This window comes from Albimonas donghaensis (assembly GCF_900106695.1).
Taxonomy (GTDB): domain Bacteria; phylum Pseudomonadota; class Alphaproteobacteria; order Rhodobacterales; family Rhodobacteraceae; genus Albimonas; species Albimonas donghaensis.
In genome coordinates this window covers 340,526-366,637 of record NZ_FNMZ01000001.1, presented here as the reverse complement: position 1 = coordinate 366,637, position 26,112 = coordinate 340,526, and the positions used below count along the sequence as shown (strand labels likewise).

20 protein-coding genes and 2 tRNA genes are annotated in these 26,112 nt (G+C 70.5%); 11 read left to right on the top strand and 11 right to left on the bottom strand.

The window, feature by feature from the left end; genetic code table 11:
* Window positions 1-866: 866 nt before the first annotated feature.
* The 3 genes from BLV24_RS01490 to BLV24_RS01480 all read right to left on the bottom strand — a co-directional run bounded on the left by BLV24_RS01490 (window position 867) and on the right by BLV24_RS01480 (window position 5,863).
* The gene (locus BLV24_RS01490) at window positions 867-1,484 is read right to left on the bottom strand and encodes a response regulator transcription factor (protein ID WP_092679368.1); all 618 of its coding nucleotides are present in this window, start codon (window positions 1,482-1,484) and stop codon (window positions 867-869) included.
* A complete protein-coding gene (locus BLV24_RS01485) occupies window positions 1,481-5,278 on the bottom strand; it encodes a PAS domain S-box protein (RefSeq protein WP_092679367.1) in 3,798 nt (1,265 codons plus the stop codon). Before BLV24_RS01485 ends, BLV24_RS01490 begins: the two co-directional genes overlap by 4 nt.
* Window positions 5,279-5,416: 138 nt before the next feature.
* On the bottom strand, window positions 5,417-5,863 hold the full coding sequence (locus BLV24_RS01480; protein ID WP_092679366.1) for a globin domain-containing protein: 447 nt from the start codon (window positions 5,861-5,863) through the stop codon (window positions 5,417-5,419).
* 180 nt (window positions 5,864-6,043) lie between these two features.
* Between BLV24_RS01480 and BLV24_RS01475 the strand changes: the two genes are divergently transcribed.
* Window positions 6,044-6,117 (top strand) — tRNA-Gly (locus BLV24_RS01475).
* A gap of 291 nt (window positions 6,118-6,408) precedes the next feature.
* Window positions 6,409-7,104 (top strand): VPLPA-CTERM sorting domain-containing protein, encoded by a 696-nt coding sequence (locus BLV24_RS01470; RefSeq protein ID WP_092679365.1) that lies wholly within the window; start codon window positions 6,409-6,411, stop codon window positions 7,102-7,104.
* 91 nt (window positions 7,105-7,195) lie between these two features.
* Here BLV24_RS01470 and BLV24_RS01465 read toward each other — a convergent pair whose 3' ends face one another.
* From BLV24_RS01465 to rpe, 3 genes are all read right to left on the bottom strand, one after another.
* Window positions 7,196-8,140, bottom strand: coding sequence for a collagen-binding domain-containing protein (locus tag BLV24_RS01465; protein ID WP_092679364.1), 945 nt, complete (start codon window positions 8,138-8,140; stop codon window positions 7,196-7,198).
* 290 nt (window positions 8,141-8,430) lie between these two features.
* Complete coding sequence (locus BLV24_RS01460) at window positions 8,431-9,162, bottom strand: SDR family NAD(P)-dependent oxidoreductase (protein WP_092679363.1); 732 nt, start codon at window positions 9,160-9,162, stop codon at window positions 8,431-8,433.
* Between the two features lie 113 nt (window positions 9,163-9,275).
* The gene (gene rpe, locus BLV24_RS01455; RefSeq protein WP_092679362.1) at window positions 9,276-9,983 is read right to left on the bottom strand and encodes a ribulose-phosphate 3-epimerase; all 708 of its coding nucleotides are present in this window, start codon (window positions 9,981-9,983) and stop codon (window positions 9,276-9,278) included.
* Between the two features lie 414 nt (window positions 9,984-10,397).
* On the opposite strand from rpe, the gene BLV24_RS01450 reads away from it, so the two are divergent.
* Complete coding sequence (locus tag BLV24_RS01450) at window positions 10,398-11,372, top strand: radical SAM protein (protein ID WP_092679361.1); 975 nt, start codon at window positions 10,398-10,400, stop codon at window positions 11,370-11,372.
* Window positions 11,373-11,431: 59 nt separating this feature from the next.
* On the opposite strand, the gene BLV24_RS01445 is transcribed toward BLV24_RS01450, so the two are convergent.
* The 4 genes from BLV24_RS01445 to BLV24_RS01430 all read right to left on the bottom strand — a co-directional run bounded on the left by BLV24_RS01445 (window position 11,432) and on the right by BLV24_RS01430 (window position 15,616).
* Complete coding sequence (locus BLV24_RS01445) at window positions 11,432-12,217, bottom strand: hypothetical protein (protein WP_092679360.1); 786 nt, start codon at window positions 12,215-12,217, stop codon at window positions 11,432-11,434.
* Between the two features lie 224 nt (window positions 12,218-12,441).
* Window positions 12,442-13,134, bottom strand: a complete 693-nt coding sequence (locus tag BLV24_RS01440; protein ID WP_092679359.1) for a VPLPA-CTERM sorting domain-containing protein — start codon at window positions 13,132-13,134, stop codon at window positions 12,442-12,444.
* Between the two features lie 538 nt (window positions 13,135-13,672).
* Complete coding sequence (gene aroB, locus BLV24_RS01435) at window positions 13,673-14,788, bottom strand: 3-dehydroquinate synthase (RefSeq protein WP_092679358.1); 1,116 nt, start codon at window positions 14,786-14,788, stop codon at window positions 13,673-13,675.
* A 69-nt stretch (window positions 14,789-14,857) separates the two neighbouring features.
* Window positions 14,858-15,616, bottom strand: coding sequence for a shikimate kinase (locus BLV24_RS01430; protein ID WP_143040185.1), 759 nt, complete (start codon window positions 15,614-15,616; stop codon window positions 14,858-14,860).
* 614 nt (window positions 15,617-16,230) lie between these two features.
* Between BLV24_RS01430 and BLV24_RS22745 the strand changes: the two genes are divergently transcribed.
* Together BLV24_RS22745 and BLV24_RS01425 are read left to right on the top strand one after the other, a co-directional pair.
* Window positions 16,231-16,365 (top strand): hypothetical protein, encoded by a 135-nt coding sequence (locus BLV24_RS22745; protein ID WP_281242862.1) that lies wholly within the window; start codon window positions 16,231-16,233, stop codon window positions 16,363-16,365.
* A 7-nt stretch (window positions 16,366-16,372) separates the two neighbouring features.
* The gene (locus BLV24_RS01425; protein ID WP_092679357.1) at window positions 16,373-17,281 is read left to right on the top strand and encodes a site-specific tyrosine recombinase XerD; all 909 of its coding nucleotides are present in this window, start codon (window positions 16,373-16,375) and stop codon (window positions 17,279-17,281) included.
* 24 nt (window positions 17,282-17,305) lie between these two features.
* On the opposite strand, the gene BLV24_RS01420 is transcribed toward BLV24_RS01425, so the two are convergent.
* Window positions 17,306-18,322 carry an aldose epimerase family protein gene (locus tag BLV24_RS01420; protein WP_092679356.1) on the bottom strand — a complete coding sequence of 339 codons (1,017 nt, stop codon included), beginning with the start codon at window positions 18,320-18,322 and terminating at the stop codon, window positions 17,306-17,308.
* A 571-nt stretch (window positions 18,323-18,893) separates the two neighbouring features.
* On the opposite strand from BLV24_RS01420, the gene secG reads away from it, so the two are divergent.
* The 6 genes from secG (at window position 18,894) to BLV24_RS01390 (ending at window position 25,787) form a co-directional block, all read left to right on the top strand.
* Window positions 18,894-19,349 (top strand): preprotein translocase subunit SecG, encoded by a 456-nt coding sequence (gene secG, locus BLV24_RS01415; protein ID WP_092679355.1) that lies wholly within the window; start codon window positions 18,894-18,896, stop codon window positions 19,347-19,349.
* 352 nt (window positions 19,350-19,701) lie between these two features.
* Window positions 19,702-21,516 (top strand): ArnT family glycosyltransferase, encoded by a 1,815-nt coding sequence (locus tag BLV24_RS01410; protein ID WP_092679354.1) that lies wholly within the window; start codon window positions 19,702-19,704, stop codon window positions 21,514-21,516.
* A 70-nt stretch (window positions 21,517-21,586) separates the two neighbouring features.
* Window positions 21,587-21,661, top strand: a tRNA-Lys gene (locus BLV24_RS01405).
* Window positions 21,662-22,016: 355 nt separating this feature from the next.
* A complete protein-coding gene (locus tag BLV24_RS01400; RefSeq protein ID WP_245710326.1) occupies window positions 22,017-22,493 on the top strand; it encodes a hypothetical protein in 477 nt (158 codons plus the stop codon).
* Between the two features lie 581 nt (window positions 22,494-23,074).
* Window positions 23,075-24,148: a DNA cytosine methyltransferase gene (locus BLV24_RS01395; protein ID WP_092679352.1), complete on the top strand. Its 1,074-nt coding sequence runs from the start codon at window positions 23,075-23,077 to the stop codon at window positions 24,146-24,148.
* Window positions 24,117-25,787, top strand: a complete 1,671-nt coding sequence (locus BLV24_RS01390) for an ATP-binding protein (protein WP_245710399.1) — start codon at window positions 24,117-24,119, stop codon at window positions 25,785-25,787. Before BLV24_RS01395 ends, BLV24_RS01390 begins: the two co-directional genes overlap by 32 nt.
* The last annotated feature ends 325 nt before the right edge of the window (window positions 25,788-26,112 follow it).

Here is a 26,112-nt window from a genome sequence, read left to right as displayed (position 1 = left end):
GCGGCTCCGCGAAAGCCATGGGGGGACAACCTTCGGGTGATCGGCGGCATCCGTGGAGGGGCCGGACGCCTCTGGAGAGACCTGCGCGAGCGGTTCGGTCCGCGCTCGATGCTCTGCCGGCGACTTGTCCGCCGGGGGGCCGGGACCGCGACATCGCGATGATCGGCGGTTCCTGCATCCGTCTCCGGGCGTATGGGGCCGCCGGGACAAGAGGCGGAGGGCCGCCGGGACAAGAGGCGGAGCGCCGCCGGGACAAGAGGCGGAGCGCCGCCGGCGACCATGGCTGCACGGCCGTTCCCGCAATCCGTGGGCGAACCGGGGGGCGGACGTCCCCTGCCCCGACCCGGCTCGACCCCGAAAAGCCGCGCCCGGGTCGGCTCCGACTGCCGTCCCGTCCGCCTGCAACTGACGCTCGACCAGCTGGGAACGCGCCGGTATGTGCCCCCGTTCGTCGCTGATCGAGACTAGGGCGGCGGGCCCGGGATCGCGAACCGCGCCTGCCACGCCCGCGCGATCCGCGAGGGCCCGACCGCCCGCGGCCTCTGGACGAACAGCCCGCCCCGCGCGGCCCGCCGGGAGGCGGTCGGAATCCGTCCGCGGCCCTGCCGCCGACGGCGCCGGGGCGAGCGGCGGCTGAACCGGCGCCCGTGGGTCCGGGCCTCGCCGCCCGCCAGCAGCGGAACCCCGACGACATCCCCGCCGCCCACATGCCCGCCTCGGCGCGCAGGCACGCCGCCATCCGTTTCCGGCTCGCGACCATGAGAACCCGCCCCCCGGTCCCGGCCCGCCGACCACGACAAGCCCCGGCGCCCGGAGGCCGCCTGCGGCCGGAGAGAAAGGTGCGCCCCGCAAGGGGCTCCGATGGCTCAGATCAGCTCGGCCTCCTTCGCGATCATCGCCGCCTGGGTGCGGTTGCGCGCCTCCAGCTTCCGGCACAGCGTCTTGACGTGCAGCTTCACCGTCACCTCCTGAAGCTCCAGTTCCCGCGCGATCTCCTTGTTGGACAGCCCCCGGCACAGCCCGCCCAGCACCTCCCGCTCCCGCCCGGAGAGCTTGTCGGCCAGCGGATGCGCCTCGGGCTCGGCCTCCGGCGCGGTCATGAACTGGATCGGCGCGTATTTCTCGCCGGCCAGCATGAAGCGCACCGCGTGGACCAGCGACGCCGCGGCGATGGTCTTGGGCAGGAATCCGGCCGCGCCCGCCTCCAGCGCCTCCGCCGCCACGGCCCGGGGGGCGACGCCCGACATCAGCGCCACCGGCCGCCCTCCATTCAGCCCGATCGCCTCCCCCAGGCCGCGCAGCCCGTTCATCCCCGGCATGCCGTAATCCAGCATCACCAGGTCGAATGGACCCTCCGCCTCGATCCGGGCGGTGGCCGCGGGCAGGCTCTCCACCGCCGAGACGTCCAGGTTCGGCTCCAGCGACAGGAAGGCCGCGAGCGTGTCGCGCACCAGGTCGTGGTCGTCGGCGATCAGGATCTTCATCGGGTCTCGGTCCTTGCGCGGGGAGAGGCGGGCGACGGACGGGCGGGGGACCCGCGGGGCGGCGGGTCGGCGGCGCTTGGGGCGGGCGGCGTCGGCGCCCCGTCGGCGCGCGCATCGGCGGCGATTCCGGGAGGCCGGGCGGCGCCGGACGCGGCGTCGGGCGGCGCGGCGTCGGGCGGGACGGCGTCAGGCGGGACGGGGGCGCCCGACGCGGCGAGCCCCGAGCGTGCCGCGATCGCGCGGGCGCAGGCGGCGATCAGGCGATCGGGATCGATGGGCTTGGGCAGCACCGCATCGAACAGCCCCTCCCCGCCCGCGCGGCGCACCGCCTCGAATCCCAGTCCTGTGCAGAGCAGCACCGGCAGGCCCGGGGCGAGCCGGCGCGCGGCCTCGGCCACGTCGGCGCCGTTCTGGCCAGGCATCTCGAAATCGGTGACCAGCAGGCGCCACGCCCCGGGATCCTCGCCCAACGCGTCCAGCGCGTCGGCGGGGTGCTGGCATATCGCGGCCTCGGCCCCGGCGGACTCCAGCAAGGCGCCCAGGGTCTCGGCCGCCGCGGGGTCGTCGTCGACCACCAGCGCCAGCGCGCCGGCAAGCGGGCGCGCGGCCGGCAGGTCGGGCGCCGGCGGGGCGAAGGGAGGCGCGGCGGCGGGCGTCGAGGACGACGCGGCCATGGCGGCTGAACCAATGGAGCGCCCGGTGCGCGCCGCGGGATCGTCCTGCGCCTCCGCGTCGCGCCGCATGGCCCCGGCCCCGGCGCCGCCCGCATGAACCGCGGAAGGCGCCGGCGCCGCCGCCGCATCCGGACGCGCCAGCGGCCACAGCACTTCGAACTCGGTCCCCACCCCTTCGCGCGAGCGCAGGGCGAGCCCGCCGCCCGCGCCCTGCACCAGGCTCGCCAGCACCGACAGGCCCAACCCGGTGCCGGCCCCGCCCTTGGTGGTGAAATAGGGCTCGAAAATCTCCCGGATCCGGTCGGGCGGGATCCCGCAGCCGGTGTCGCGGACCCGAAGCCGGGCGCAGGCCGTGCCGGCGGGGGCCGCGCTGAGCCGCAACGCCGGCGCGCCGCACAGCGGGTCGACGACGGCGGATCGTCCGGGCGCGGAGGACGCGGAGATCGCCTGGGTTTCGGCCGGCGCGAAGCGCGGCGCCGAGGCTGGCCCCAGGACGGGTGCGAGGACGGGTGCGGGGACGGGCGCGGGGGCGGGCCCGGAAGGCGGCGACAGCGCGGCCGGCGCGGTCCCGGCCGAGTGGGCGGCGCGCGCAAGGCTCGCGTCCAGGGCGCCGCCGCCCGGCTGCGGGCTCGCCCGACCACCGGACGCCGCCCCGCCCGGCTCCGCCGACGGGGTCGGGTCGTCGCCCGGTTCCGGCGCCATGGCCGCGTCCAGCACCACCGAGATCACGCCCGCCGCCCCGCTCTCCGTCATCGCGTCGCGGGCGTTGATCACCAGGTTGAGCAGCACCTGCAGGAAATCAGTGGGGTCGATGCGGGCGCGAAGCGGCGTCTCCGCGGCCTCGATATGCAGGTCGATCTGGGTCGGCAGACCGGCGCGCACCAGGTCGGTGGCGTCGTCCAGCGCCGCGCGCAGATCGGACTCGGCCCGCGGCGCCGGGCGCCGGCCCACCGCCAGAAGGCGAGAGACCAGGTCCGCCGCCCGTCCGCCCGCCGCCAGGATCCGCTCCGCATGCCGCCGCTCCGCCGCGGCGGGGGGGACCGCGCCCGCGATCATCGCCGCGGAGCCGGTGATCGCGGAGAGCAGGTTGTTGAAATCATGCGCGATCCCCGCCGCCAGCACCCCGATCGCCTCATGCCGCTGGGCGGCGTGGAGCTGATCGCGCAGCCGAGCCTGCTCGGCCTCCGCCCGCCGCCGTTCGGCGGTGTCGCGGCTCACGCAGACAAGGCCGAAGCCCTCGACCAGGGTCAGCGAAACCTCCTGATCCACCGCGCCGCCGTCGCGCCGCCGGCCCTTGAGCTCACCGCGCCAGGCGCCGCGGGTCTCCAGCTCGGGCAGGATGCGGCGGACCAGCCAGTCCGCCCGGTCCGGGGCGTAGAGGTCGAGCCAGGGACGCCCCAGCGCCGCCGACTCATCCTCGAACCCGAACATCGCCCGATGCGCGGGGTTCATGTAGACGATGCGCCCCGCCTCATCGGCGATGGCGATGCCGTCCTGGGCCGCGTCCATCGCCGCCGCGCGCCCGGCCAGCATCCGCTCGGAGGTCTTAAGGCGGGTGACGTCGACCGCCATGGACATGCAGCCGCCATCGGGGGCGGGCTGTTCGGTCATCAGCAGGATGCGGCCGTCGGGCAGCGTCTCCTCCCGCTCGGCGCGGCCGGCGCGCATCCCCTCCAGCCGGGCGCGGGCCTCGGCGCGGGCGGCGTCCTCGGGCCGACCCTGCGCCGCGAGGCGGGCGGCCCAGACATCCTCGAACCTGCGCCCGGGCGCCCAGGGCGCGTCGCCGGGGGCGAAGAAATCGCGATAGGGCGGGTTGGCGAAGACCACCCGCCCGCGGTCGTCGAGCAGCAGGAACCCCTGCCCCAGCGAGGCCAGCGCGTTGATCAGGCGCGAGCGGGCGCGGTCGCGGTCGCGCTCGGCCTTCATGCGTTCGGTGACGTCGACCTGGGTGGCGACGATCTTGTCGATGCGCCCGTCGGCGTCGAGGATCGGGTGCAGCGAGAGCTCGTTCCAGAAGGCGCGGCCGTCGCGCGCGCGGTTGCGCAGCACGAAGCGGCCCGTCGCCCCGTCCTGCATGGCCTGGCGAAGGCGGGCGCGCTCGGGGCTGTCGGGGGGCTCGGCCGAGAGGAAGCGGCAGTCGCGGCCCAGCGCCTCGGCGCGGGACCAGCCGGTCAGGGTCTCGAACGCGCGGTTGACGTAGATCAGCGGGAAGTCGCCGCGGGAGGCGGACGCGGGCCGCGACGGGGCGTGGCCGGAGGCCTCGGCGATGACGACGGAGGCGGAGGACCCCTCGACCACCGCCGCGAGCAGCGCGTTGCGCTCGGCCAGCGCGTGGTTGGCGAGCACCTGGGCGGCGAGCCCGGCGAAGCGCGCCACCAGGCGCAGGTCGTCGTCGCCGAACCCGGCGGCGCGGCGGGAGAGACAGGCGAGGACGGAGGGCGGGGCGCCGTCCTCCGCCGGCACGGGCGCGGAGATCCAGGCCCGCATGGGCGCGTCGTCCGACCCGGGCGCGGTCGTCTCCGCCTCGGGGGCCGGAGAGGCCGGCGGACCGGCGCCCCCCGCGAGCCGCGCGGCCATCGCCGGGGGAAGACCGGCGAGCGGGTCGCGCGCACCGGGCCGCGCCAAGGGCGGAAGCGCGGGGGGCGGGGGCTCGCCGGCGGCGGCTTCGGATTCGGCTTGGCGGGGTGCGGCGGCGGAGGACGCGGGGGGCCGATCGGGCCGGCCGGCGGCGGGCTCTTGCGGCGACGCGGGGTCCGAGCCGTGATCGACGCCGCGACGGTCGCCCGGCCACCAAGGCTCCTCCGACAGGTCGTCGAGACGGGCCGGGGCGGCGCCCACGGCCTCCGCCGCGCCGGGAAGCCAGCCCGCCAGGCGCAGGCCCGCGGCATGGGCGAAGACCAGGTCTCCTCCCTCCGGCGTCAGCACCGCCGTCGCGTCGCAACCCAGGGCCCCGCGCAGCGCGTCGAGCAGCGCGGCCAGCGCCTCCGCCGGCCCGTCGGCGGCGGTCATCCGCTCCAGCCCCGCCAGCAGCGCGTTGGCTTCCCGCAGCGCCGCCGCCTCCCGCGTGCGGCGGCGTTCGAGCTGCGCCAGCGCGCGAAGCAGGGCCTCGTCCTCCGGCATCCGTCTCACCTCGCCATGCGGCCTAAAGGAATCGTCGCCGAAGCAATGAACCGACTTGGTTAGGGTTTGGTGTGCGCCGGCCCCGATTCGACGCGGCATGCGTGATTTTCGCGGCGGGCCCCGGCGCGCGGGCCCGCCTCATCCGCCCGAAACCCCGAGCCGCGGGGACCGGGCGGGATCGGCCGCGGCGATCATCGCCTTCGACAGCCCCGCGTAGCCCCGCCCCCAGGCGAGACGCTGGGCGGGGGTGAAATCCTCCTTCAACACCCGCTCCAGCATCCAGATCAGCGCCTGGCCGACATTGGCGTAGTCCTCCGCCCGCACCCCGTATTCCACATGACGGCGCGCCAGCGCCTCCGCCGCGGGAAGCAGCGTGTCGGGCGCGTCGAGATGCAGGATCACATAGTCCATCAGTTCCGCCAGCTTGCGGCCCTGGGCGGCCAGATCGCCGCGAAACAGCGCCTGGCTCTGCGGCGAGATCTGGAACAGCCGTCCGTAGAACAGCCCCGCCGCCATGGCGCGGACGCGCATCGCGCTGCGCCAGCCATCGCGCATCAGGGCGATGTCCTCCGCCTCCAGCTCCATCCTCGGTCTCCCGTTCCGCACTGCCGTCAGCGGGCATTGTCGGCGCGTATCGTTAGCAAGAAGGTAACGGCCCCGGACCGGGGGCGAGGTCGCGGGCGACGGGCGGCGCGCCCGAAAGCGCAACGGGGTCGGCGCGGCATCTTGACGGCGGCGCGGACCCGGCGTACCAACCCGCCTGTCGCGGGTGTAGCTCAATGGTAGAGCAGAAGCTTCCCAAGCTTACGACGAGGGTTCGATTCCCTTCACCCGCTCCATCCCCTTGCGAACCCGACCGAAACCGCGTGCGCCCAGGCGGAGCCGATGCGCCTCGCCTTTTCGCGCCGCCTCGCCTTCGGGCCTCGTCGAATGACGACCGCCGCCGCGTGACCTTGGGGAAGCGCCGCTCCCCTTTCAGACATCCCTCCCGGCGCCTTGTTCAACCGATGCGCGCATTGGTGATCGTTTCCATTTTGCGCATAGATTTCCGAGAGATACCGGGTTTTCTCAGGAGCCGATTCAGGTTAGGCACGGTTAAGTTTTCGCGTATCCGTGGGAGACCACACGCCATGTTCCGTACCGCTTCCCTCATCCTGTTGGCGACCCTGGCGCCCGCCTCGGCTTTCGCCGCGACGATCACCTACCAGGAAGGTGGCGCCGCTTCGCTCATCAGCCAGAACGGCGTGGCCAGCTACACGACCGACGGCGCCGACATGACCGGCATGACCGTCACCGCCGCCTTCGCCGGAGGCGCGACGGAGACCCTGGTCTTCGCGCCCACAGCGGCCAATTCCGGCGGCGCGACCGGGTCGCTCTTCAGCATCTTCCAGACCAACACCACCTATTCCAACCCGTTCCAGATCACCAATCTGTCCGGAACCGCGCTGGAATCCCTGTTCTTCGACGCGGGCGCCGGCGACACGCTGTTCGATCGCAGCAATCCGAACAGCGGCACGCCCGGATCGTCCGGAGGGCGCGACCTGATCGAGTCCGGAACCGCGCTGACCGGCGCCATCGTCGTGACCTATTCGGCGGCCGTGGGCGTGGGCAGCGCGGAGCCGGTGGGCGATCTCTTCGCCCTGATGAACGTGGATCTCAGCGGCACGACCGGCGGAGGGCTGGGCGCGAGCGAGTCCTGGGCCTTCATCACCGACACCGACACCCTGGCCGAGTCGGGCGACCTGACGGCGGTTCCCCTTCCGGCGAGCGGGCTGCTTCTGGGCGCCGGCCTTGTCGCGCTGGCCGCGTCGCGCCGCCGCGCCTGATCGCTCCGGAGCGACGGCTGACGGGGAACCGCGGCGCGGCCCGGCCGACAAGGCTGACCGGACGCCGCGCCCGCGCGATCAGCCCGCGCGATCAGATCGCCCGGCGGCGCGCCTTCAGCGCCCCGAACCCCGCCAGCGCCCCCGCCATCAGCCACAGCGCAGGGGGCGCCGGCACGTTCGACGGGGCGTCCGGCTCTTCGAACGCGAAGGTCCCCGAGAAGTTGTCCGGCCGGATCTCCGCGTATTGCGTGAGATTGTTCGACACCACCGTGCCGTTGATGCCCCCGCCCTGCAGCCGGATGTTCGCCAGCGGCGCCAGGATCGAGTAGTTGAAGGCCGTGTCGATGTTCAGCGTCACCGCCTCGTAGAAGTTGAACAGCACGTTGGAGCCGGTCTCGTTCCCGTTCACGCCGACGGTCACCGACGTTCCCGACACGTTGATGATCACCGTCACGTCCGGCTCGGCGTTCACCCCCTTGAAGGTCCCGCTTCTCAGCGCATCGGCGGAGATGTTGAAGACCGCGATGTTGTTCGCGTCCCCCACCGCGTCGAAGCTGATGTTGTTTCGATCCGAGATATTGGCCGTGCCGCCCGGCGTGTCGTCCCAGCTCGCGAGCTCCAGCGAGGCGTCGCGCAGGACCTTGCCGACCTCCTCCGCCGGGATCCCGGAGATGCCGGAGCGGACCGTGCCCGACCCGTTGTTGATCACCGTGCTGGTCCCGCCGATGGCCGCGTCGCCGGTCTGCAGCTTGGGCGCGCCGTAGACCGAACCGCCGACCACCAGCGTGCCGGAGACCCCCGCCCCGATATCGACATTCGACTGGCCGCGCGGGTTGATGTTCACCGGCCCGGTGAAATCGCCGCCGACGAAGACCGACCCCTCGGTCTCGGCTTGCGCCGTGACGTCGCCCAGAACGATGTTGTTGAACCCCTGCATCAGATATTGCGCATCCAACAGCGCGGCGGCGCCGGGCGTGGCCTGAAAGGCCATGCCCAACGTCACCGCGACCGCGAAAGCGGCGCGTGAAACCGTCATGTGTATTCCCCATTGTCACGCGACGGACTCCGCCCCCGGAGCCGCCGCGCCCTTGCGTGCGTTCACTAAAATGAATAGCGCGATCTGGAGATGATTGGGAGACGCAAGGTTTCTCCGCTTTCGCCCGCCAAGGCGCGCGAAAGCGAAAATCTTCATGACGGCATATGCTTGCCGATCAGCGTCTCCGGCGTGGAAACATGACGTCCACGTTATCGAGCCGGGCGCCCATCGGCGCCGGGCCCGTTTTCGGCAGGATCAGACCTGCGGGGCGTCGATTGTCGCCGAAATCGTTAGAGAATCAGCCCGCCATCGACGGGAATCGTCTGCCCGCAGACATAGGCCGACAGCGGCGAGGCCAGGAACAGCGCCACCCCCGCCATGTCCGCCGGCAGGCCCAGCCGGCGCATGGGGATCGACTTCAGCGTGCCTTCGAGGCGGGCCGGGTTCTCGGTCGTGACCTTGGTGAGCTTGGTGTCCACCAGCCCCGGCGCGATGCCGTTGACCCGGATGCCATCGCGGGCCCAGGCCTCGCCCAGAGTGCGGGTCAGCCCGACGACCCCGACCTTGGAGGCCGCGTAGGCCGGGTTGCCCCGGGTCGAGTGGTAGGCCGCGGTCGAGCTGATGGTGATCAGCGCGCCCTTGGCGGCCGCCAGCATCGGGTGGAACTTCGCCGCGCAGGCCATCAGGCTGTTGAGGTTGACGTCGACGACCTTGGTGAAGCCGGGCATCTCGAACTCGCCGCGGTTGTAGATCACCGTGCCCTGGCTCAGCACCAGCACGTCGAGGGTCTCGAAGCCGGGGATCGCCGCCTCGACCGCCGCGAAGTCCGAGACGTCGACCTGCGCGTAGGTCAGCCCCTCGAGGTCGCTGTCGGGATTGTCGGCGTAGTCTGCGGCGGCGGCGCGGGTGCCCCAGACATGGACCGAGGCGCCGCGGGCGCGGAACGCCTGGGCGATGCCGTTGCCGATGCCGCTGGAGCCGCCCACCACCAGAACCGTCTTGCCGCCGAAATCGAGATCCATGCCCCGTCCCTTCCCATCAAACGAAAACCGCCCCCTGAGCTAGCGGCGCCGGGGGCGGTCGGTCTTGCGTCGAACCGGTGGGTGGGGCGCCTGCGCGCGCCGCGCCCGCGGGATCACTCGGCCGCGAGCGGCGGCTGGGCGGCCTCGGCGGCGTCGCGGATGGCGCGGATATTGTCGGCGTAGACCTGCGGGTTGCGGGGCGAGCCGCCCTTGAACACGGCCGAGCCCGCGACCAGCACATCGGCGCCCGCCGCGCTCATCAACGGCGCGGTCTCGGGCGTGATGCCGCCGTCGATCTCGATATGGATGGGGCGCTCGCCGATCATGGCCTTGAGGTTCCGGACCTTCTCGACCTGGGACATGATGAACTTCTGCCCGCCGAAGCCGGGGTTCACGGTCATCACGCAGACCATGTCGATCCGGTCCAGCACATGCTCGATCGCCGCGATCGGCGTGGCCGGGTTCAGCGCCACGCCGACATGGCAGCCCAGTTCGCGGATCGCCTGAAGGGTGCGGTCGAGATGCGGCCCGGCCTCGGCATGGGCGGTGATCATGTCGGCGCCCGCGGCCGCGAAGGCGGCGAGATAGGGGTCCACCGGCGCGATCATCAGATGCACGTCCATGACGCCGGTCACATGCGGGCGCAGGGCGCGGACGGTCTCGGGGCCGAAGGTGATGTTGGGCACGAAATGCCCGTCCATGACGTCCACATGGATCCAGTCGGCGCCGGCGGCCTCCACCGCCCGGCATTCCTCGCCGAAGGCGGCGAAGTCGGCGGCGAGGATCGAGGGGGCGATCTTGATCGTGCGGAAGTCTTTCATGGGCGGATGCTCCGGGCCTGGGCTCTGCTGTCTGCGCATCATGCGGATGGAGGCGCGGGGACGAGCGCGCCCGGGCCGGGGCGGGCGGGCGCCGGGCCGACCGAGGCCTCCCATAGCCGCGCCGGGCGCATCCGTCCAGACGGGGGAGGCGCCGCGTCGAGCGCCCGCCGGCGGCGCCCTTCCGCCCGCGGCGCGCGGGACCGGGGGCGCGGGCGGCGGCGTCCCGGGCGGCGAGGGCCGCGCGAAGCCTCGCCGCGCACGCAGGGTTGATGATACGGAGCCCCTCTCGGCGGGTCGCCCCTCTTGCCCCGAAGGCGTCCCGCGGGGCCTATTGGCCAGACCGCGCAAGCGCGATCCGTTCGCCTGCGCCACACCGCCCGCCGCCCCCCGCCCGCCGCCTTGACGGAGACGCCCATGCCCCCCGACGACGCGCTCGCCAGCCCGCTCGCCCTGCCCGCCCGCGGCCGCTTCCAGGACCCGGACGTGACCGCGACCGGCGAAGCCCGCGCCTCGGTGGCGCTGAGCGATCCGCGGACGCTGTGGTTCAACACCGGCACCCTGTGCAACATCGACTGCCCGAGCTGCTATATCGAGAGCTCGCCGAAGAACGACCGGCTGGTCTACATGACCCGCGCCGAGGTCGAGCGGTTCCTGGAGGAGGCCCGCGCGCTCGACTGGCCCCTGCGCGAGGTCGGCTTCACCGGCGGCGAGCCCTTCATGAACCCCGAGATGATCGGCATGGCCGAGGCCGCGCTGGAGGCGGGGCACGAGGTCCTGATCCTCACCAACGCCATGCGCCCGATGATGCGCCCGTCGGTGCAGGCGGGCATCGCGGACCTGGCCACGCGGTTCGGGGCGCGGCTGACGTTCCGGGTCTCGCTCGACCACCACGCGGCCCCCGCCCATGACGCGGAGCGGGGGGCGGGGGCCTTCGCGGCCTCGCTGGAGGGGATGCGCTGGCTGCGCGACCACGCGCCCGGCGCCCGGCTGGCGGTGGCGGGGCGGGCCTTCATGCTGGGCCGCGAGGCGGAGGCGCGGGCCGGCTACGCCGCGCTTTTCGCGCGCGAGGGCCTGGCCATCGACGCCGCCGATCCGGGCGCCTGCGTGATCTTCCCCGAGATGGACGAGGCCGCGCCGACGCCCGAGATCACCACCGCCTGCTGGGGGATTCTCGGCCTGTCGCCGGACGCGGTGATGTGCGCCTCGGCGCGGATGGTGGTGCGGCGCAAGGGGTCGGCGCGGGCCTCGGTCGCGGCCTGCACGCTGATCCCCTACGACCCGGCCTTCGACCTGGGCGAGACGCTGGACGCGGCCTCGGCCCCGGTGAAGCTGAACCACCCGCATTGCTCGAAATTCTGCGTGCTGGGCGGGGCGAGCTGCTCGGGCTGAGCCCCGCCTGCACGGCCCCGCCCGACCGCGCGCGCCGCTCGCGACCGCCGCCGCCCGGCTCAGCCCCGCGCCGCGCGCCGCGACCCCCCGATGAGCGCGGCCAGCCCGAACGCCAGCAGCGGCCCGCTGAACGGAAGCGGGACCGACGGCATCGGCGGGTTCACCACCTCATCCTCCAGGAACGTCGCGCCGATGCCGGAGCTCAGCAGGTTCCACTGCTCCGCCCCGGCGCCGGAGGAGCCGGCCTCCCCCGTCGACGTCTGCATCCACCGGAAGACCAAGGTCGACGCGCCGGTGATGGTCGCGTCGCCCGCCGCCGCGGCGACGGTGGAGATGGGCAGGTACAGCCCCATGTCCACGCCCGAGCCGCGCGGGTTGTTGGTCTGGCCGCAGGACGCGCAGCCGTCATTGTCGAGATCGTTCAGCCAGATGGCGGTCTGCACCGCGGCCGCGCCGACGAAGGGGTCGAAATCCCAGATCATGACGCCGTCGATCTCGATCTGGATGCGCGCCAGGCCGACCTTGATGTCATGCCCCGGCTCATTGCTGTCGAAGCCGAACTGGAAGCCGCCGCCGCGATAGGCTATCTGGGAGAGTGACAGGGAATGGCTGCCGGACCAGCCGTCCGCTTCATCCGTGGATCCGGTCACGAAGGCGCCCTGCCGGAAGCTGGTGCCGCCGAAATCCGAGGGGCTGTAGCCGTTATCGGTGGCGGCGTCGCCGGAGAACGGGTTCACCACCACGCCGTCCTGGATGACGTATTCGGAGTCCAGCTCGGCGGCGTGGAACGGATAGGCGGAGACGTCGTAGCGGGTCGCGGCCCCGGCCCCGGCCCCGCACAGCAACAGGCCTGCGCCCAAAAGCGCAGCGGATATTCGCAAAAGCATACTTAACCCCAGGAAGACGCACGCATACCCACGCGCAGGCTCTGCGGCCGCCTCGCCCCCTTCCCCAAGGGGGCTCGGAGGCGTCCGCTCCTTAAGGTTAATAGATCTGACCTAGCTTGCAAGCGAGACGCTGGCGCAGGCGCCGCGCCCGGCCTGTCCATGGGCCGCGCGCAGGCGCAGGTTCAGGCGCGCGGGCGCCGCAGGCGGCGCAGCCAGCCCAGCGCGCCAAGCCCCGCGATCAGCATCCAGGCCGGGGCCGGCAGCGGCACGTTCGCCGACTCGCGGAGCGAGGTCCCGGAGCCGAACGGGTCGGTCTGCGACAGGTACAGGCTGACATGGCTGACATCGTACTTGCCCAGGCTGGAGGCGTATTCGCCCGAGCTCAGCCCCGGCTGGATCAGGAACATCACGACGTTGCCCAGCGACCCGACCTTCTCGGCCTGCTTGCTGCCGGCCGACTTGAACAGCACCAGCACGCTGGGGAAGCTGTCCCACACGATGGGGTCGATGCTCCAGACGCCGCCCTGCCCGTCCGATCCGCGATCGAGCGAGAAGCCGGTTTCGATGGAGGTTTCGCTGGAGCCGAACTCGTCCTTGCCGGCGAACACCCAGTCATAGATGCCGAACGCGCCCTGCTCGGCGACTTCGGTCTTGGGCTGGTCGTTGGAGACGCCCTGGAGCACCTGGCAGGCGCTGGAGAAGCCCGACGCGTCGCCGGCGAGGTTCACGTCCACGCAGGGAAGCGGAGAGCCCGCGGCCTGCGCCGTATCGATCGGCGCGAAGGTCAGGGACAGCGCGGCCAGCGCGGCGCCCATGAACGCGAAAAGAGACGAGCCGCGCGCAGAGAGCGCGGCGAAGCACGAAGACACAACCATGACGATACCTAGTACCCAACCCCAGATCCGGCGCCCCAGCGCCGGCCGCTCCTTCATGAATCGTTCATGTTGAAGCGTGGACCAAGGAGATACGCCTGACCGAGGCGACGTTCAAGGAAAATTAAGCATGGGAAGCGCCCGTCTCACTGAGGCGTGAGCGGGATGATGGGGGCTGATACGCGAAGCCCCGGCAAGCGCATGGAAAAGGTGCGCTAATCCAATCACTTCCTACGTGGAAGCGAACATCGGTGACTAGATCGTATTCCTGACGACCTTGCAAGGAGGTTTGTAAGGAAAACTGCGATTATCATGGATTTTCCGAGAACCCCCGCCGAGCGCCCCGGCCTCCGAGGCGCCGAGGATTCGGCTGATCCGTCAGGCGGGATTCGGTTTTCGGGCTTTCCCCTCCGGCCCTTCCGCTGCGGCGCACGGGTGCAGGCGCACTCCGCCCCGTCCGCAGGTCGAGGAAGGGGACAGGTCGGGAAACGGGGGCGCGGTTCCGGTCAGGGCCGGGGCTCGCCAGGCCGGGCGAGGCCGCTCAGCCGCGGGCGGCCAGCGCGTCGGTCAGCAGGCTGGACAGCGCCTCACGCGGGACGTCGCGGGTCACGAAGGCCTCGCCCACCCCGCGGGCGAGGATGAAGGTCAGCGCGCCGGCCTTCACCTTCTTGTCCTGGGCCATCAGGGCCAGCAGCCCGTCCGCGTCCGGCAGGTCTCCGGGAATGTCGGCGAGGCTGGCGCGCATCCCCATGGCGGCGAAATGCGCGGCGACGCGGCTCGGCGTCTCCTGCGCGCAAAGGCCGAGCCGGGCCGACAGCTCGAAGGCCAGCGCGCAGCCGATGGACACGCCCTCGCCATGCAGCAGCCGGTCGGAATAGCCGGTGGCCGATTCCAGCGCGTGCCCGAAGGTGTGGCCGAGGTTGAGCAGCGCGCGATCCCCCTGCTCGGTCTCGTCGCGGGCCACGATCTCGGCCTTCATCTCGCAGGACCGGCGCACGGCGCGGATCCGCGCGGCCTTGTCGCCGGCGGCGAGCGCCGGGCCCTCCGCCTCCAGCCAGTCGAAGAAATCCGGATCGCCCAGCAGGCCGTATTTCACCACCTCGGCGTAGCCCGAGAGGAACTGGCGGCGCGGCAGCGTGTCGAGCGCGTCGATATCGGCCAGCACCAGGCGGGGCTGATGGAAGGCGCCGATCAGGTTCTTGCCCTGGCGCGCGTTGACCCCGGTCTTGCCGCCGACCGCGCTGTCGACCTGGGCCAGCAGCGTGGTCGGGATCTGCACGAAGCCCACGCCCCGGCGCAGGATGGCGGCGGCGAAACCGGCGAGATCGCCGATCACGCCGCCCCCCAGCGCCACCACCAGGTCGTCGCGCTCGACCTTGCGGTCCAGCAGCCAGTCCACGGTCCGGCCGAGATCGGTCCAGTTCTTGGTGGCCTCGCCCGGGGGCAGCGCCAGCGCCTCCATCGACACGCCCGCGGTCGCGAGCCCGTCGCGCAGCGCATCGAGATGGCGGTCGGCGACGGTCTCGTCGGTGATCACCGCGACCCGGGGGCGGGGGAGGAGCGGGGCGATCAGCTCGCCCGAGCGGGCCAGCAGGCCGGCGCCGATCTCGATCCGGTAGGCCCGCGCCCCCAGCGCCACTTCCACGGTCTCGCGCATCGTCTTCCCCCGGTTGGGTCTGTTTCGGTCGATCTGGGTCGGGCGGTCCGGTCGGCGGCGCCGAGGCGCTCAGCCGGCGGCGCCTCCGGGCGTATCGGGCGTGTCGGGCGCGGGGCGGGAGGGCCCGGCCTTCCCGGTCTCATGCGCCCCATCCGCCGCATGTTCGTCCGCCGCATGGTCGTCCGCCGCAGCGTCACCCGCCGCATCGTCGCGAACGGGCGCCGCGGCGACGGCGCCCCCGGCCACGTCGCCGCGGGCGGCCAGCGCGTCGATGATCCGGGCCACCACGGTCTCATGCCGGTCGCCGGCATGGCTGTCGACCACCACATCGGCCAGAGCGTAGACCGGGTGACGGACCTCCATCAGGCCGGCGAGGATCTCCCGCGGGTTCCCCTGGGCCAGCAGCGGCCGCCCGGCGCGGCGCGACACGCGCTCGACCAGCGTGTCCAGCTCCGCGCGCAGCCAGACCACGACCGCCCCCCGCGCGCGGATCGCGGCGCGGGTCTCGTCATTCATCCAGGCGCCGCCGCCGGTGGCGATGATCCGCGGGCCGCCTTCCAGCAGGCGGGCGATGACCCGGCGCTCCCCGTCGCGGAAGCTGGGCTCGCCCATGGTGGCGAAGATCTCGGGCACGGTCATGCGGGCGGCGCGTTCGACCTCGTCGTCCGAATCCACGAAGGGCGTGGCGAGCGCCGCCGCCAGCCGACGGCCGACGGAGGTCTTGCCCGCCCCCATCAGGCCCACGAGCACCACGCCGCGCACCGGCCGCGGCGGCGGCAGGCGGGTGGCGGAGACGGGATCGGGGGGCGAAGCGGGCTCAGGCGTCATGGTCGGGCGACGGGGTCGGTCTTTCGGGCTGGCCGGCCGCGCGCGCGGGGCGCACGGGGCGGGCGAAGGGGCGACGCGAAGGCGGCGTCGTCCGGGCGAGGCGTTCTTCGAGCGGTGGAAGGGGGCTTGGCGCGCCCGGCGCGCCGCGTCAAGCGCGGTTTTGCCTCGCGGGCCTGTCGGGGCGATGCGCCGCCGCCCCCAGGCCGGGGGGATCGCGGGGCGGCGAAGGGGCCGGGCCAGCCTGAAGCGGGGCGGTGAACGGCGCGCCCGCCGCGGCCGCCGCCCGTTCGCCGCAGGGGCGCGCGCGGGTAGGCCGCGGGCGTCCGGCAACCCCCTGCCTCCCCGACGAAAACCGCGCCCGGGGCGCGAAGATACGCCGCGCTCCGCGATCCGGCGCAGGCGACGCGGCCTTGCTGCGCCGCCGCCCGCGTTGCGGGGATGGGTCGGCGGGAGTAAGGTTCGCCCGAAGCCCCGCCGAGCCGGGCGTCCGGCGCACGCGCCAGCCTGGCCGGGCGGCCCCCGGCGGGCCGAAACCGACGGAGACGGGCGCGCAGACGCCCGCCCCATGAGACAGGCGCCAGGCACAGGCCGGCGCAGCACATACGGGACGAGGCATGTCGGCGGTCTACAGGTATCTGCTCTATCTCATCCTGCTGGCCGCGGCCGGCTTCGCGGTCTACGCGGCGATCGCCGATCTGCCGGCCCCGGTGCGCGAGGTCACGCTGCCCGCGCCCGCTCCGGACCTCTGATCGGGCCATGGACGCGGCCCGCATCGAGGCCTTCCTGGAGGCGATGCAGGCCGAGCGCGGCGCGGCCGCCAACACCCTGACCGCCTATGCCCGCGACCTGGGCGATTTCGCCGAGTTCGCCGGCCGCGATTTCTGGCGCGCCGACCGGGCGCGGGTGGAGGCGTGGCTGGCCGATCTCGACGCCCGCGGCCTGGGACAGGCGACGCGGGCGCGGCGGCTCTCGGCCCTGCGCCAGTTCTTCCGCTTCGCGCTGACCGAGGGCTGGCGCGACGACGACCCCGCCGCGCGCATCGCCGGGCCCGGCGCCGCGCGCCGCTTGCCCAAGACCCTGTCGGAGGCCGAGGCCGGCGCCATGCTCGACGCCGCCCGCCGCCCGCGACGCGAAACCGGGGCGGCGGCCCGCGACGCCCTGCGCCTGACCTGCATCATGGAACTGCTCTACGCCACCGGCCTGCGCGCGACCGAGCTTTGCGCCCTGCCCGTCGCCGCCGCCCGCGGCGATCCGCGGGTGCTGCTGGTCCGGGGCAAGGGCGGGAAGGAGCGGATCACGCCGCTGACCGGACCATCGCGCGAGGCGCTGGCGGCCTGGCTGGCGGCGCGGGACGCGGATCCGGCGGCGGCGCGCTCGCCCTTTCTTTTCCCGTCGCGCGGGAAGGCCGGCCACCTGACCCGGGCGCGGCTCTGGCAACTGGTTACCGGGCTGGCGGCGGAGGCGGGCGTGGACCCGGCCCGCGTCTCTCCGCACACCCTGCGCCACGCCTTCGCCACGCATCTTCTGGCCCATGGCGCGGATCTGCGGGCCATTCAGGCGCTGCTCGGCCATGCCGATCTCGCCACCACCGAGATCTACACCCATGTGCTCGAAGCCCGCCTGCGCGACCTGGTGCTGACCCATCACCCGATGGCGGGCGATTGAGCCCCGACGATCGAGGGGTGGGCTTCAGGGTCGGGCGATCTCGATTTCCAGCCGCTGGGAATAGGGCCGGTCGGGCGTGAAGATCGGGTCCGGAAAACCCGACTGGTTGACCGCATCGGGGAAGTTCTGCGCTTCGAGGCACAGTCCCGCATAGGCGCCGTACCGCCGCCCCTCCAGCCCCGGAACCGGGATCGCCAGCCGGGGGGCGTTGTAGACCTGCACGCCCGGCTGATCGGTCCAGAGCCGCAGGCGCAGGTCGCCGGAGGGCGAGAGAACCTCCGCCGCCGGCTCCGCCGGATCACGCGCGTCGAGCGCGAAGTTGAGGTCCAGCGGCAGCGGCGCGCCGTCCGCGTCGCGCAGCGGGCGGGCGGCGCGGAAGTCCAGCGGGTCGCCCTCGACCGACGCGATCTCGCCGGTGGGGATCAGGTCGGGCCGGGTCGGCGTGCAATGCGAGGCCGCGAGCCGCAGCCGATGATCCAGAACGTCGCCCCCCGCCGCCCCGGCGCCGCCGAGGTTCCAGTAGGAATGCTGGGCGAGGTTGATCGGCGTCGGGCGGTCGGGGCGGGCCGACATGTCGACGCGCAGCCGCCCGCCCTCCAGCCGCATCACCACGTCCAGCGCCACCTCGCCGGGATAGCCCTCCTCCCCGTGCGGGCTGACGCGGGTCAGGCGCAGGGCGGTCCCGTCGGTCTCCATCGTCCAGTCGCGGCGCCCGAATCCGTCAAGCCCCCCGTGCAGGTGGTGCGGCGGCGTGTTGGGGGTGACGGCGATCTCACGTCCGTCCAGCGCGAAGCGGGCGTTGGCGATGCGGTTCGCGACCCGCCCGCAGAGCGCGCCGAAGGCGGGGGAATGGGTGGGGTAAGGGGCGAAATCCTCGAAGCCCAGCGTGACCGGGCGCGGGCCTTCGGGGGCCTCGGCCCGCCAGTCCCGGATGACGCAGCCCCAGGACAGCACCCGGATGGCGGCGACGTCGGAGCGCAGCTCGGCCTCCATCACCGGGGCGCCCCGGTATTCGGCGAAGCGGCGAAGGGTGACGGGCATGGGGCGGCTCCGGTTTTTCTGGGGAGGCGTGGGGCGTGGGGCGTGGGGCGCAGCAAAGCCGCGGACGGGCGCGGGTTCAAGAGCGTTGGCCGGGGCGGCGGGTTTTGTGCGTCAGCCGCGATGACGCCGCGCCTTGCCGCAGGGACCGGCCGCGGCCCGGAGCGCGCGCGGGCGCCCCGAGGCCGACCGCAGAAACGCTCCCCAACCCTCCCCGGAGGCGGAGACACGGTGAAAACCGCGCCCCCCCCCGCGCCGCCACACGCACCGCCGCGCGGGCGCGCCCGCGTCGCTGGCGGAACCGTCGACGCGCGGCCCGCATCCCGCCGACGCGACCGGCGCGGCTGGCGCCGATACGCCCGCCCCCCGCCGCGCCTCCCCGCGACGCCGCGACCGCGCCCCGACCCGCGCCCGGTCTCTCGACATCGCCGCGCGCGAGCGTTACATGGGCGACCGACCGCCGGGCGCATGCCGCCCGGCCGCACCGTCATTGCGCCCGCGCCGGACCGCCCCACCCGAGGGATCGCCCGCCGCGCCGCCCGCGACACGACCGACCGCGAAGGACCGCGACGTCATGGAAAACGTACTGCTCATCGTCCACCTGATCCTCGCGGCCTTTCTCATCGGGCTGGTGCTGCTGCAGCGCTCCGAGGGCGGCGCGCTCGGCATCGGCGGGGGCGGCGGCGGGCTGACCTCGTCGCGCGGCGCGGCCACCGGGCTCGCCAAGGCCACCTGGATCCTCGCCGCGGCGTTCATCGCCACCTCGCTGGTGCTGACCATCATCGCGGCGCAGAAAAGCGGCGACCGCTCGGTGCTCGACCGCCTCGGCGGCGTCTCCGCCCCGGCCTCGCCGACGGGCGACGCGCCGGCGGATGGCGGGCTCGCCCCCGACCTGCAGCGCCTGCTGACCCCGCCCTCGGCGGTCGATCAGCCGGCCGCCGGCGACGGCGCGTCCTCCGCTCCGGCCTCCTCCCAGCCCGCGACGCCGCCCGCGACCTCCGAGTCCGGCACCCTGCCCGCCGCCGACTGATCGGCCCGCGCCGGTCGCGCCGCCGCGGACTTGGAGCCTGGCGAACGGGTTGACCGCGGCCGGGACCTCGGGTCGAAATAGCGGCAGCGCGACGACGCGGCATAGGGCGGGGCGAACGGCGGGGGCATGACGACGCCCCGCGCGCGCAGCCGACGCCAACGCCGACGCGTTCGGGCCAGGGTCGGACGGTGCTTTTCGCCCATCCGTCCCGCGGTCACGGGCGAGCCACGCCCCTCCGCCCGGCGCGCGCCCGCGCCCCGGGCTCCGCCCGGGCTGCGGTCGCCCCGACCGCTTCCCGACGGTCCGGGGTCCGCCCCGCTCCCCCTTCCCGGTCCTTGCGAGGTCCCGCGCCATGTCCGACGCCCCCGCCCGCGCCCCCCTCTCCCTGGCCGCGGAACGCGTCGGCGCCCTGGGCCGCCGGGCCGGCCGCTGGCTGGCCGCAAGCCGACCCCGCCAGGCCGCCGCGCTGATCCTGCTCTGCCTCGCGCTCTACCTGCCCGGCATCGCCGCCCTGCCCGTCACCGACCGCGACGAGGCCCGCTTCGCCCAGGCCACCAAGCAGATGCTGACCTCGGGCGACCTCATCGACATCCGCTTCCAGGACGAGCCGCGCTGGAAAAAGCCCGTGGGCATCTACTGGATGCAGGCCGCGACCGTCACCGCCGTCGGCGGCCCCGAGGACACCGGCATCTGGGCCTGGCGCATCCCCTCGCTGATCGGGGCGACGCTGGCCGCGCTGGCGACCCTGTGGGCGCTGAGCCCGCTGATCGGAGGCCCCGCCGCCTTCCTCGCCGCTGGGCTGACCGCCACCGCCATGGCGTTGGCGGGCGAGGCCAACATCGCCAAGACCGACGCCATGCTGCTGGGCCTGACCACGCTGGCCATGGGCGCCTGGATCCGGCTGCTGTCGGGCGCCGGCTTCGGCCTGCGCCGCGACGCCTGGTTCGCCGAAATCCCGGCCGAGCACTTCCCCGCCCGCGGCGACCCCACCCCCGATGCCGCCCCGCTGCGCGCCGTGCTCTGGGGCGCGCTGGGGCTGGCGGTGCTGGTCAAGGGGCCGATCGCGCCGGTGGTTCTGGCGCTGACGCTGATCTGGACGGCGATCGCCACCGGCTCGCGCCGGGGGCTGGTCTGCATGGGGTGGCGCGGCTTCGGGCCGGTCCTGTTCCTCGCCCTCGTCCTGCCGTGGCTGGCGGCGATCCACATCGCCTCCGACGGCGGTTTCTGGGCCGAGGCGGTGGGCCGCGACCTGGTCGGCAAGCTCGCCAGCGGGCAGGAGAAGCACGGCGCCCCTCCGGGAACCTATCTGGGCGTGGTCTGGGGCGTGCTCTGGCCCTGGGCGCCGCTGCTGCTGCTGGCCGCCCCCGCGGCCTGGGCCGCGCGCCGGCGGCCCTGGGCGGCGCTGCTGCTGGGCTGGTCCATCCCCTTCTGGATCGTGCTGGAGGCGACGCCCACCAAGCTCGCCCACTACCTGCTGCCGGTGATCCCGCCGCTGGCCGGGCTGGTCGCGGCCTGGCTGGCCGGCGGGGGGGCGCCCCGGCTCGGCTGGTCGCGCGCGGCCGCGGTGATCTTCGGGGCGGTGGGCGTCGCGCTCGCCGGCGCCTGCATCGCCCTGCCCGTCGCCGTCGGGAATGTCAGCTGGCCCGCCGCCGCGCTGGCGCTTCCGGCACTGGGGCTGGTGGTCCTCGGGGGGGTCTCGCTCTGGCGCGGCCTGCCCCGCGACGCGGTCCCGGCGATGTTCGCCGCGACGCTCTTCCTCTACCCCGCGATCCTCCAGTTCGCCCTGCCCGCGCTCGCCTGGGGCTTCCCGTCGCAGGCCATGGCCCGCGCCTCCGCCCCCTACGCCGCCTGCGTCGGACGCCCCGCCGCAAGCCAGAGCTTCCGCGAGCCCAGCCTGGTCTTCCTGCAGGGGACCGACACCGCCTTCCTCTCCGAGGACGAGGCCGCCCGGACCCTGCGCGAGGCCCCGGGCGCCCTGGTCTGGATCGAGGACCGCCGGCGCGAGCGCCTGGACGCGGCGTTCGGCGAGACGCCGCCCGACCTGAACGAGCTGGCGCGCATCGAGGCCTTCAACCCCAACCGCGGCAAGCCGACGGTTCTGCGGCTGATGTCGCGGAGCGGCGACCCGATGCTGGCGGGCTGCGAAACGGCGTCAACCCGCCCTTGACCCGAGCCGCGCGGGCGCCTATCACGACCCCCGCGCCGGCTCGAGGCCAGTCCGACGGGCGCGCGCGAGTGGGCGGGTAGCTCAGTGGTAGAGCAGCTGACTTTTAATCAGCTGGTCGTGGGTTCGATACCCACCCCGCTCACCAATTTCCCCTTAGTTTCAACACCTTGCGAACTCGACACATTGCTGATCGTCCGACTGTCCGAGGGCGTCCGAGTCGGACGGGAATCGGGTGGCCAGACTGAAAACGGCCTCCCGATTTGGGAGGCCGCTTGCGTTTGGCCGGCGCTTCGATGGCTCCCCTGTTGACGCGCCTGGAGCCCACCCGACGCCGAGATCACTCGCGCTCACCAGTGCTGGTATCGGCCCAATCCGGACCTCGGCATGGAAAATGAATGCTGAAGTGCAGCTTTCCAGAGCAGACAGATGCCAGATGACAAGGCTGAGTTGCCGCTTGCCAGCTTCAGCTGTAGCCTGGCGAGAGCATACGGGAGGCCACCTTGGACAAAGAAATCTCTGAATTCATGCTTTTGGCTGCTAAGTTAGAGTTTTTCTTGGTCAATTTCGACCAATCCTTTGCCCGCGTGGATAGGGCGACGCGGATTGTTAGGGGCGTCAACTGGGACCGGATCGGTCAATCATTGGAAGATAAGCATCCGTTCTCGGAATTCGATTTCGAAGGATCGGGATTTCAGCTCTTCAAAGAAACAGCTCCTCAACATCTGGTAGCCAAAGAGGATGGTGGGTTGAAGTGGGACAGTGATGAAATTGACGTTGTGTCTTGGCAGGTATTGCTGGGGCGTAGCTATGCTCAGCTACGGAACAATGTTGCGCACGGAAACAAGGCTCAGCTTCCGGCACCTTTTACGCTTAATCGAACAAGACAGTTTCTCGAGGCAGGGCACCAACTGATCCACTTTATTGTGGAAGCGCATTCATCGTCTAACACTTTGCGCTATGCGGTTCATTTTAGTTAGCATACTTACCGTTTCGCGATGGAAATTCATGCAACTAAATCGCAAACGACCCATTGCCGTCACTCGACTACCGGTGGTGCCGCACGGCGGCACTCCCTAAAGCAGCCGCTCCACAGACCATGCAGCATTTCGTGGTGACAAGCGTCTGTGGCGCGGGCCGAGCGGAGGTTCGTCAGCGAGACACATCTGCTTTCGCACATGTGGGAGGGGTGCGACCAAGGGTGGCTATCCGCGATTTGGGGGCGGTGACTGCTTCCGTATGCCGTCGCGGCGAGACGCCGACTGGCTGTGCCAGCGCCCTCACGCTTGCAGTTCTATTGAGCATGGCGTCCAGCCACACAACCGGAGTCAACTGAGTCACCGTGTATATGGTTGCCTCCTGTCGTGTGAGAGCATGATGAACGTTGCGCGTCCGTTAGCGTTTCGGCAAGATATCTGCGAACGTTGCCCTTGGCCAATATGAGACGTAGAGAGAATGCAACGCGCTCGGAATTTGTCCAGACGGCCCGGCCTTTGCGCTTACAAACCGGTAGGCGCTACGATGCGCTAACGGCTTCAAGGGCGCTAAATGAATGAAAAATATGAACGAAGAACCCCGTGCAATTGGTGAAGTAGTAGATTTGTTTTGTGGCGTTGGAGCATTGAGCCACGGCCTATTGCGAGCTGGCCTTACTATACAGGCTGGTTACGACGTCGATAGAAACTGCAAGTATGCCTACGAGAAGAACAATAACGCCACCTTCTACGCCCGCGATGTAGCGAAGCTGACAGCCCAGGAGCTGCAGGGCCATTTCAGTGGTGCGGTGCCTTCGGTACTTGCCGGCTGCGCCCCGTGCCAGCCGTTCTCTACATACAAGCATAGATACGAGGCCGACCCTCGATGGGAGCTTGTCGCTGTGTTTGCTCGCCTAGCTGCCGAGGTGAAGTCCGACTTTGTAACCATGGAAAACGTTCCAGCCCTACTCAAGTATAAAGATGGAACCGTATTCGCTGGCTTCGTGGGCACGCTGAAGGCCGCAGGTTACGAGCATATCCAGTGGAACGTGGTCCGCTGCGAGGAATTTGGCGTACCGCAAAAGAGGCGGCGGCTAGTGCTGATTGCATCACGGGAGCGCCAACTTCCGGAACTTAAGCCAACTCACGACCAGCCACTGTCAGTTAGAGACGCCATCCGGTCCCTGCCAGAAATTGAAGCTGGCGAAGTTCATCCCCGCGACCCGCTTCACAGCGCAGCATCACTTTCCGAGAAGAACTTAGAACGTATCAAGTCGTCCAAGCCAGGTGGCACATGGCGAGACTGGCCATTCGAGCTTCGCGCCAAGTGCCACCAACGAGCGTCCGGCGGGACTTACCCTGGGGTGTACGCGCGGATGGAATGGGACCAACCTTCCCCAACCATGACGACCCAATGCTACGGGTTCGGCAACGGCCGGTTTGGGCATCCTGACCAAGATCGAGCAATCTCCCTTCGCGAAGCCGCTCTCCTCCAAACGTTCCCGCAGGATTACGCTTTCCTGCCGCCAGGTCAGAAGGTCTCGTTCTCGGAAGTCGGGCGATGGATCGGCAATGCGGTCCCCGTCTCACTGGCGGAGGCCATCGGTGCTTTGATCTTATCCAGTGAACATGGAGATGACGTTGTCGGACGGTGCACCTAAGCCTTTCCATTTTGAGATTTCGCTCAGCGTCCTAAACCACTTGGGCCGCAACCTATACCGCAACTTCATCACCGTTATCGCGGAAGCGGTATCAAACTCTTGGGACGCCGAAGCCCAGAACGTTTGGATCGAGATCGACAAGGAGGGGAACACCTTCTCCATCAAGGACGATGGCCTAGGCATGACCGCTGAAGACTTCCAAGAGAAGTTTCTGAAGATCGGTTATTCTAAGCGCAAGGACGGCAAAAAGGCGACCGATAGAGGGCGACCGTTCATTGGTGCCAAAGGCATCGGTAAGCTCGCCCTGCTATCCTGCGCCAACCGGGTTTCGATTTATTCAAAGACTACCGGTGCAGGCTACGTCGGGGGTGTCATCGATAACGCCGATCTGGATAAGGCGATCAAGAGCGACAATACCGCCGATCAGTATCCGCTTGAGCAGCCAGACCTCGGCCGAATTGAGAAGCTCCAGCAGGGGCACGAGCACGGCACCATCATAGTGTTTGACGCAACAAAGGAGAAACTGCGCAGCTCTCCGGCGCACATTCGCAAGATGCTCGCCATGAGCTTCAAGTTTTCACTCCACGACAAGGCATTCAAGATCTTTGTGGACGGTACGGAGGTGAGCGAAGCCGACCTGGGTGACTTGGCCAGAGCAACCGAGTTTCTCTGGATCGTGAATGGTTACACCGACGGCTATGTGGCCGCGCTCGATAGACTGAAATCATCAGCAGTACCCAAGACAACCAAACTTGGCATCCGAGGCTTCTTGGCCACGGTTGAAAAGCCGCGACACCTCAAGATTACCGGTACGGATGAGCGCGCCACAGTCGACCTTATCGTCAACGGTCGCATCCGTGAGAAGAATCTCCTTCGCCACATCCCAACCCAAAGAATTGTCGAGAGCTATCTCTACGGCCAATTACACTTCGACACCATGGATAGAGAGGGGACCGATCCCTTCACCAGCAGCCGTGAGGGTGTGGTAGAAGATGACATCCAATTCCAATCCTTGATGGACTACCTCAAACGCGATCTTCTTCCTCAAATCATTGATGAATGGGATGGACTCCGCTTGGATCGGGGCCTTGAGGGCGACGATGAAAACAATCGGAAGACCAAGAAGGAGCGCAAGGCCCGTGAACTTTTTAGTGCAGCCAAAGATGACTACAAGCTAGAGGATGCCGAGCCAAACAAAGACAAAGTTGACAGATGGCTGGAATCACTACGAGATGACGCGCAGTATAATTTACAAGCATACGCTGACTGCTTTCTCTCTGAGAACTTGATCCGTAAATATTTGGTTGAAAAATCCATTCCCCTAACTCCTATCGCCACAAAAGACGCCGCCGATTGGAAAAGACGTGAATCAGAAAATCTTAAGAAAGCAAACATAAGCTGGGCTATCAGAACTGCGGATGACGATCTATACTACATAGACATGGACGGACTTGCGGTGATGGCCGAAGGCTCTAAGTCCCCCCAAGGTCCATCTCTTTGGCTTGATGCAGTAAATTATAAGCCGGTTAGAAATGCTGTAGGACACACGGGATTGCTGAGCGCAGCAGGAAAAACTCACTTAAATCAAGTATTTCAAAATGTCAGGGCGCGGATTAAAAATCTTTTGACTCGACCCTAGTTTTGCGCCCGCTATGTTTATGATGTCAGAGTGGGGGGGGGACGTCTTCACCTCCCGGTTCTCCCGGCGCGCAGTCGGTTGGTCAAAGAAGCTCGACCGGGATACATCGCTGATGATGGACGCCTAGATAGTTGCTGTGCGGAGACGAGGGAAGGAGCATCGGCTGCCCTCTCGTGCCATCAATCTAGTCGTGGTCACGGAGCAGTCCACACGTACGGCTGCTCCGCCATAGTTTCTGGGGTCGCTAGGTCGCACCGCCGTCAGACCGGTGTCCGCCCCGAACCGTTGTCTGGTTCTCGCGCAGCGAAAGTCCCCTTGCCGCCCA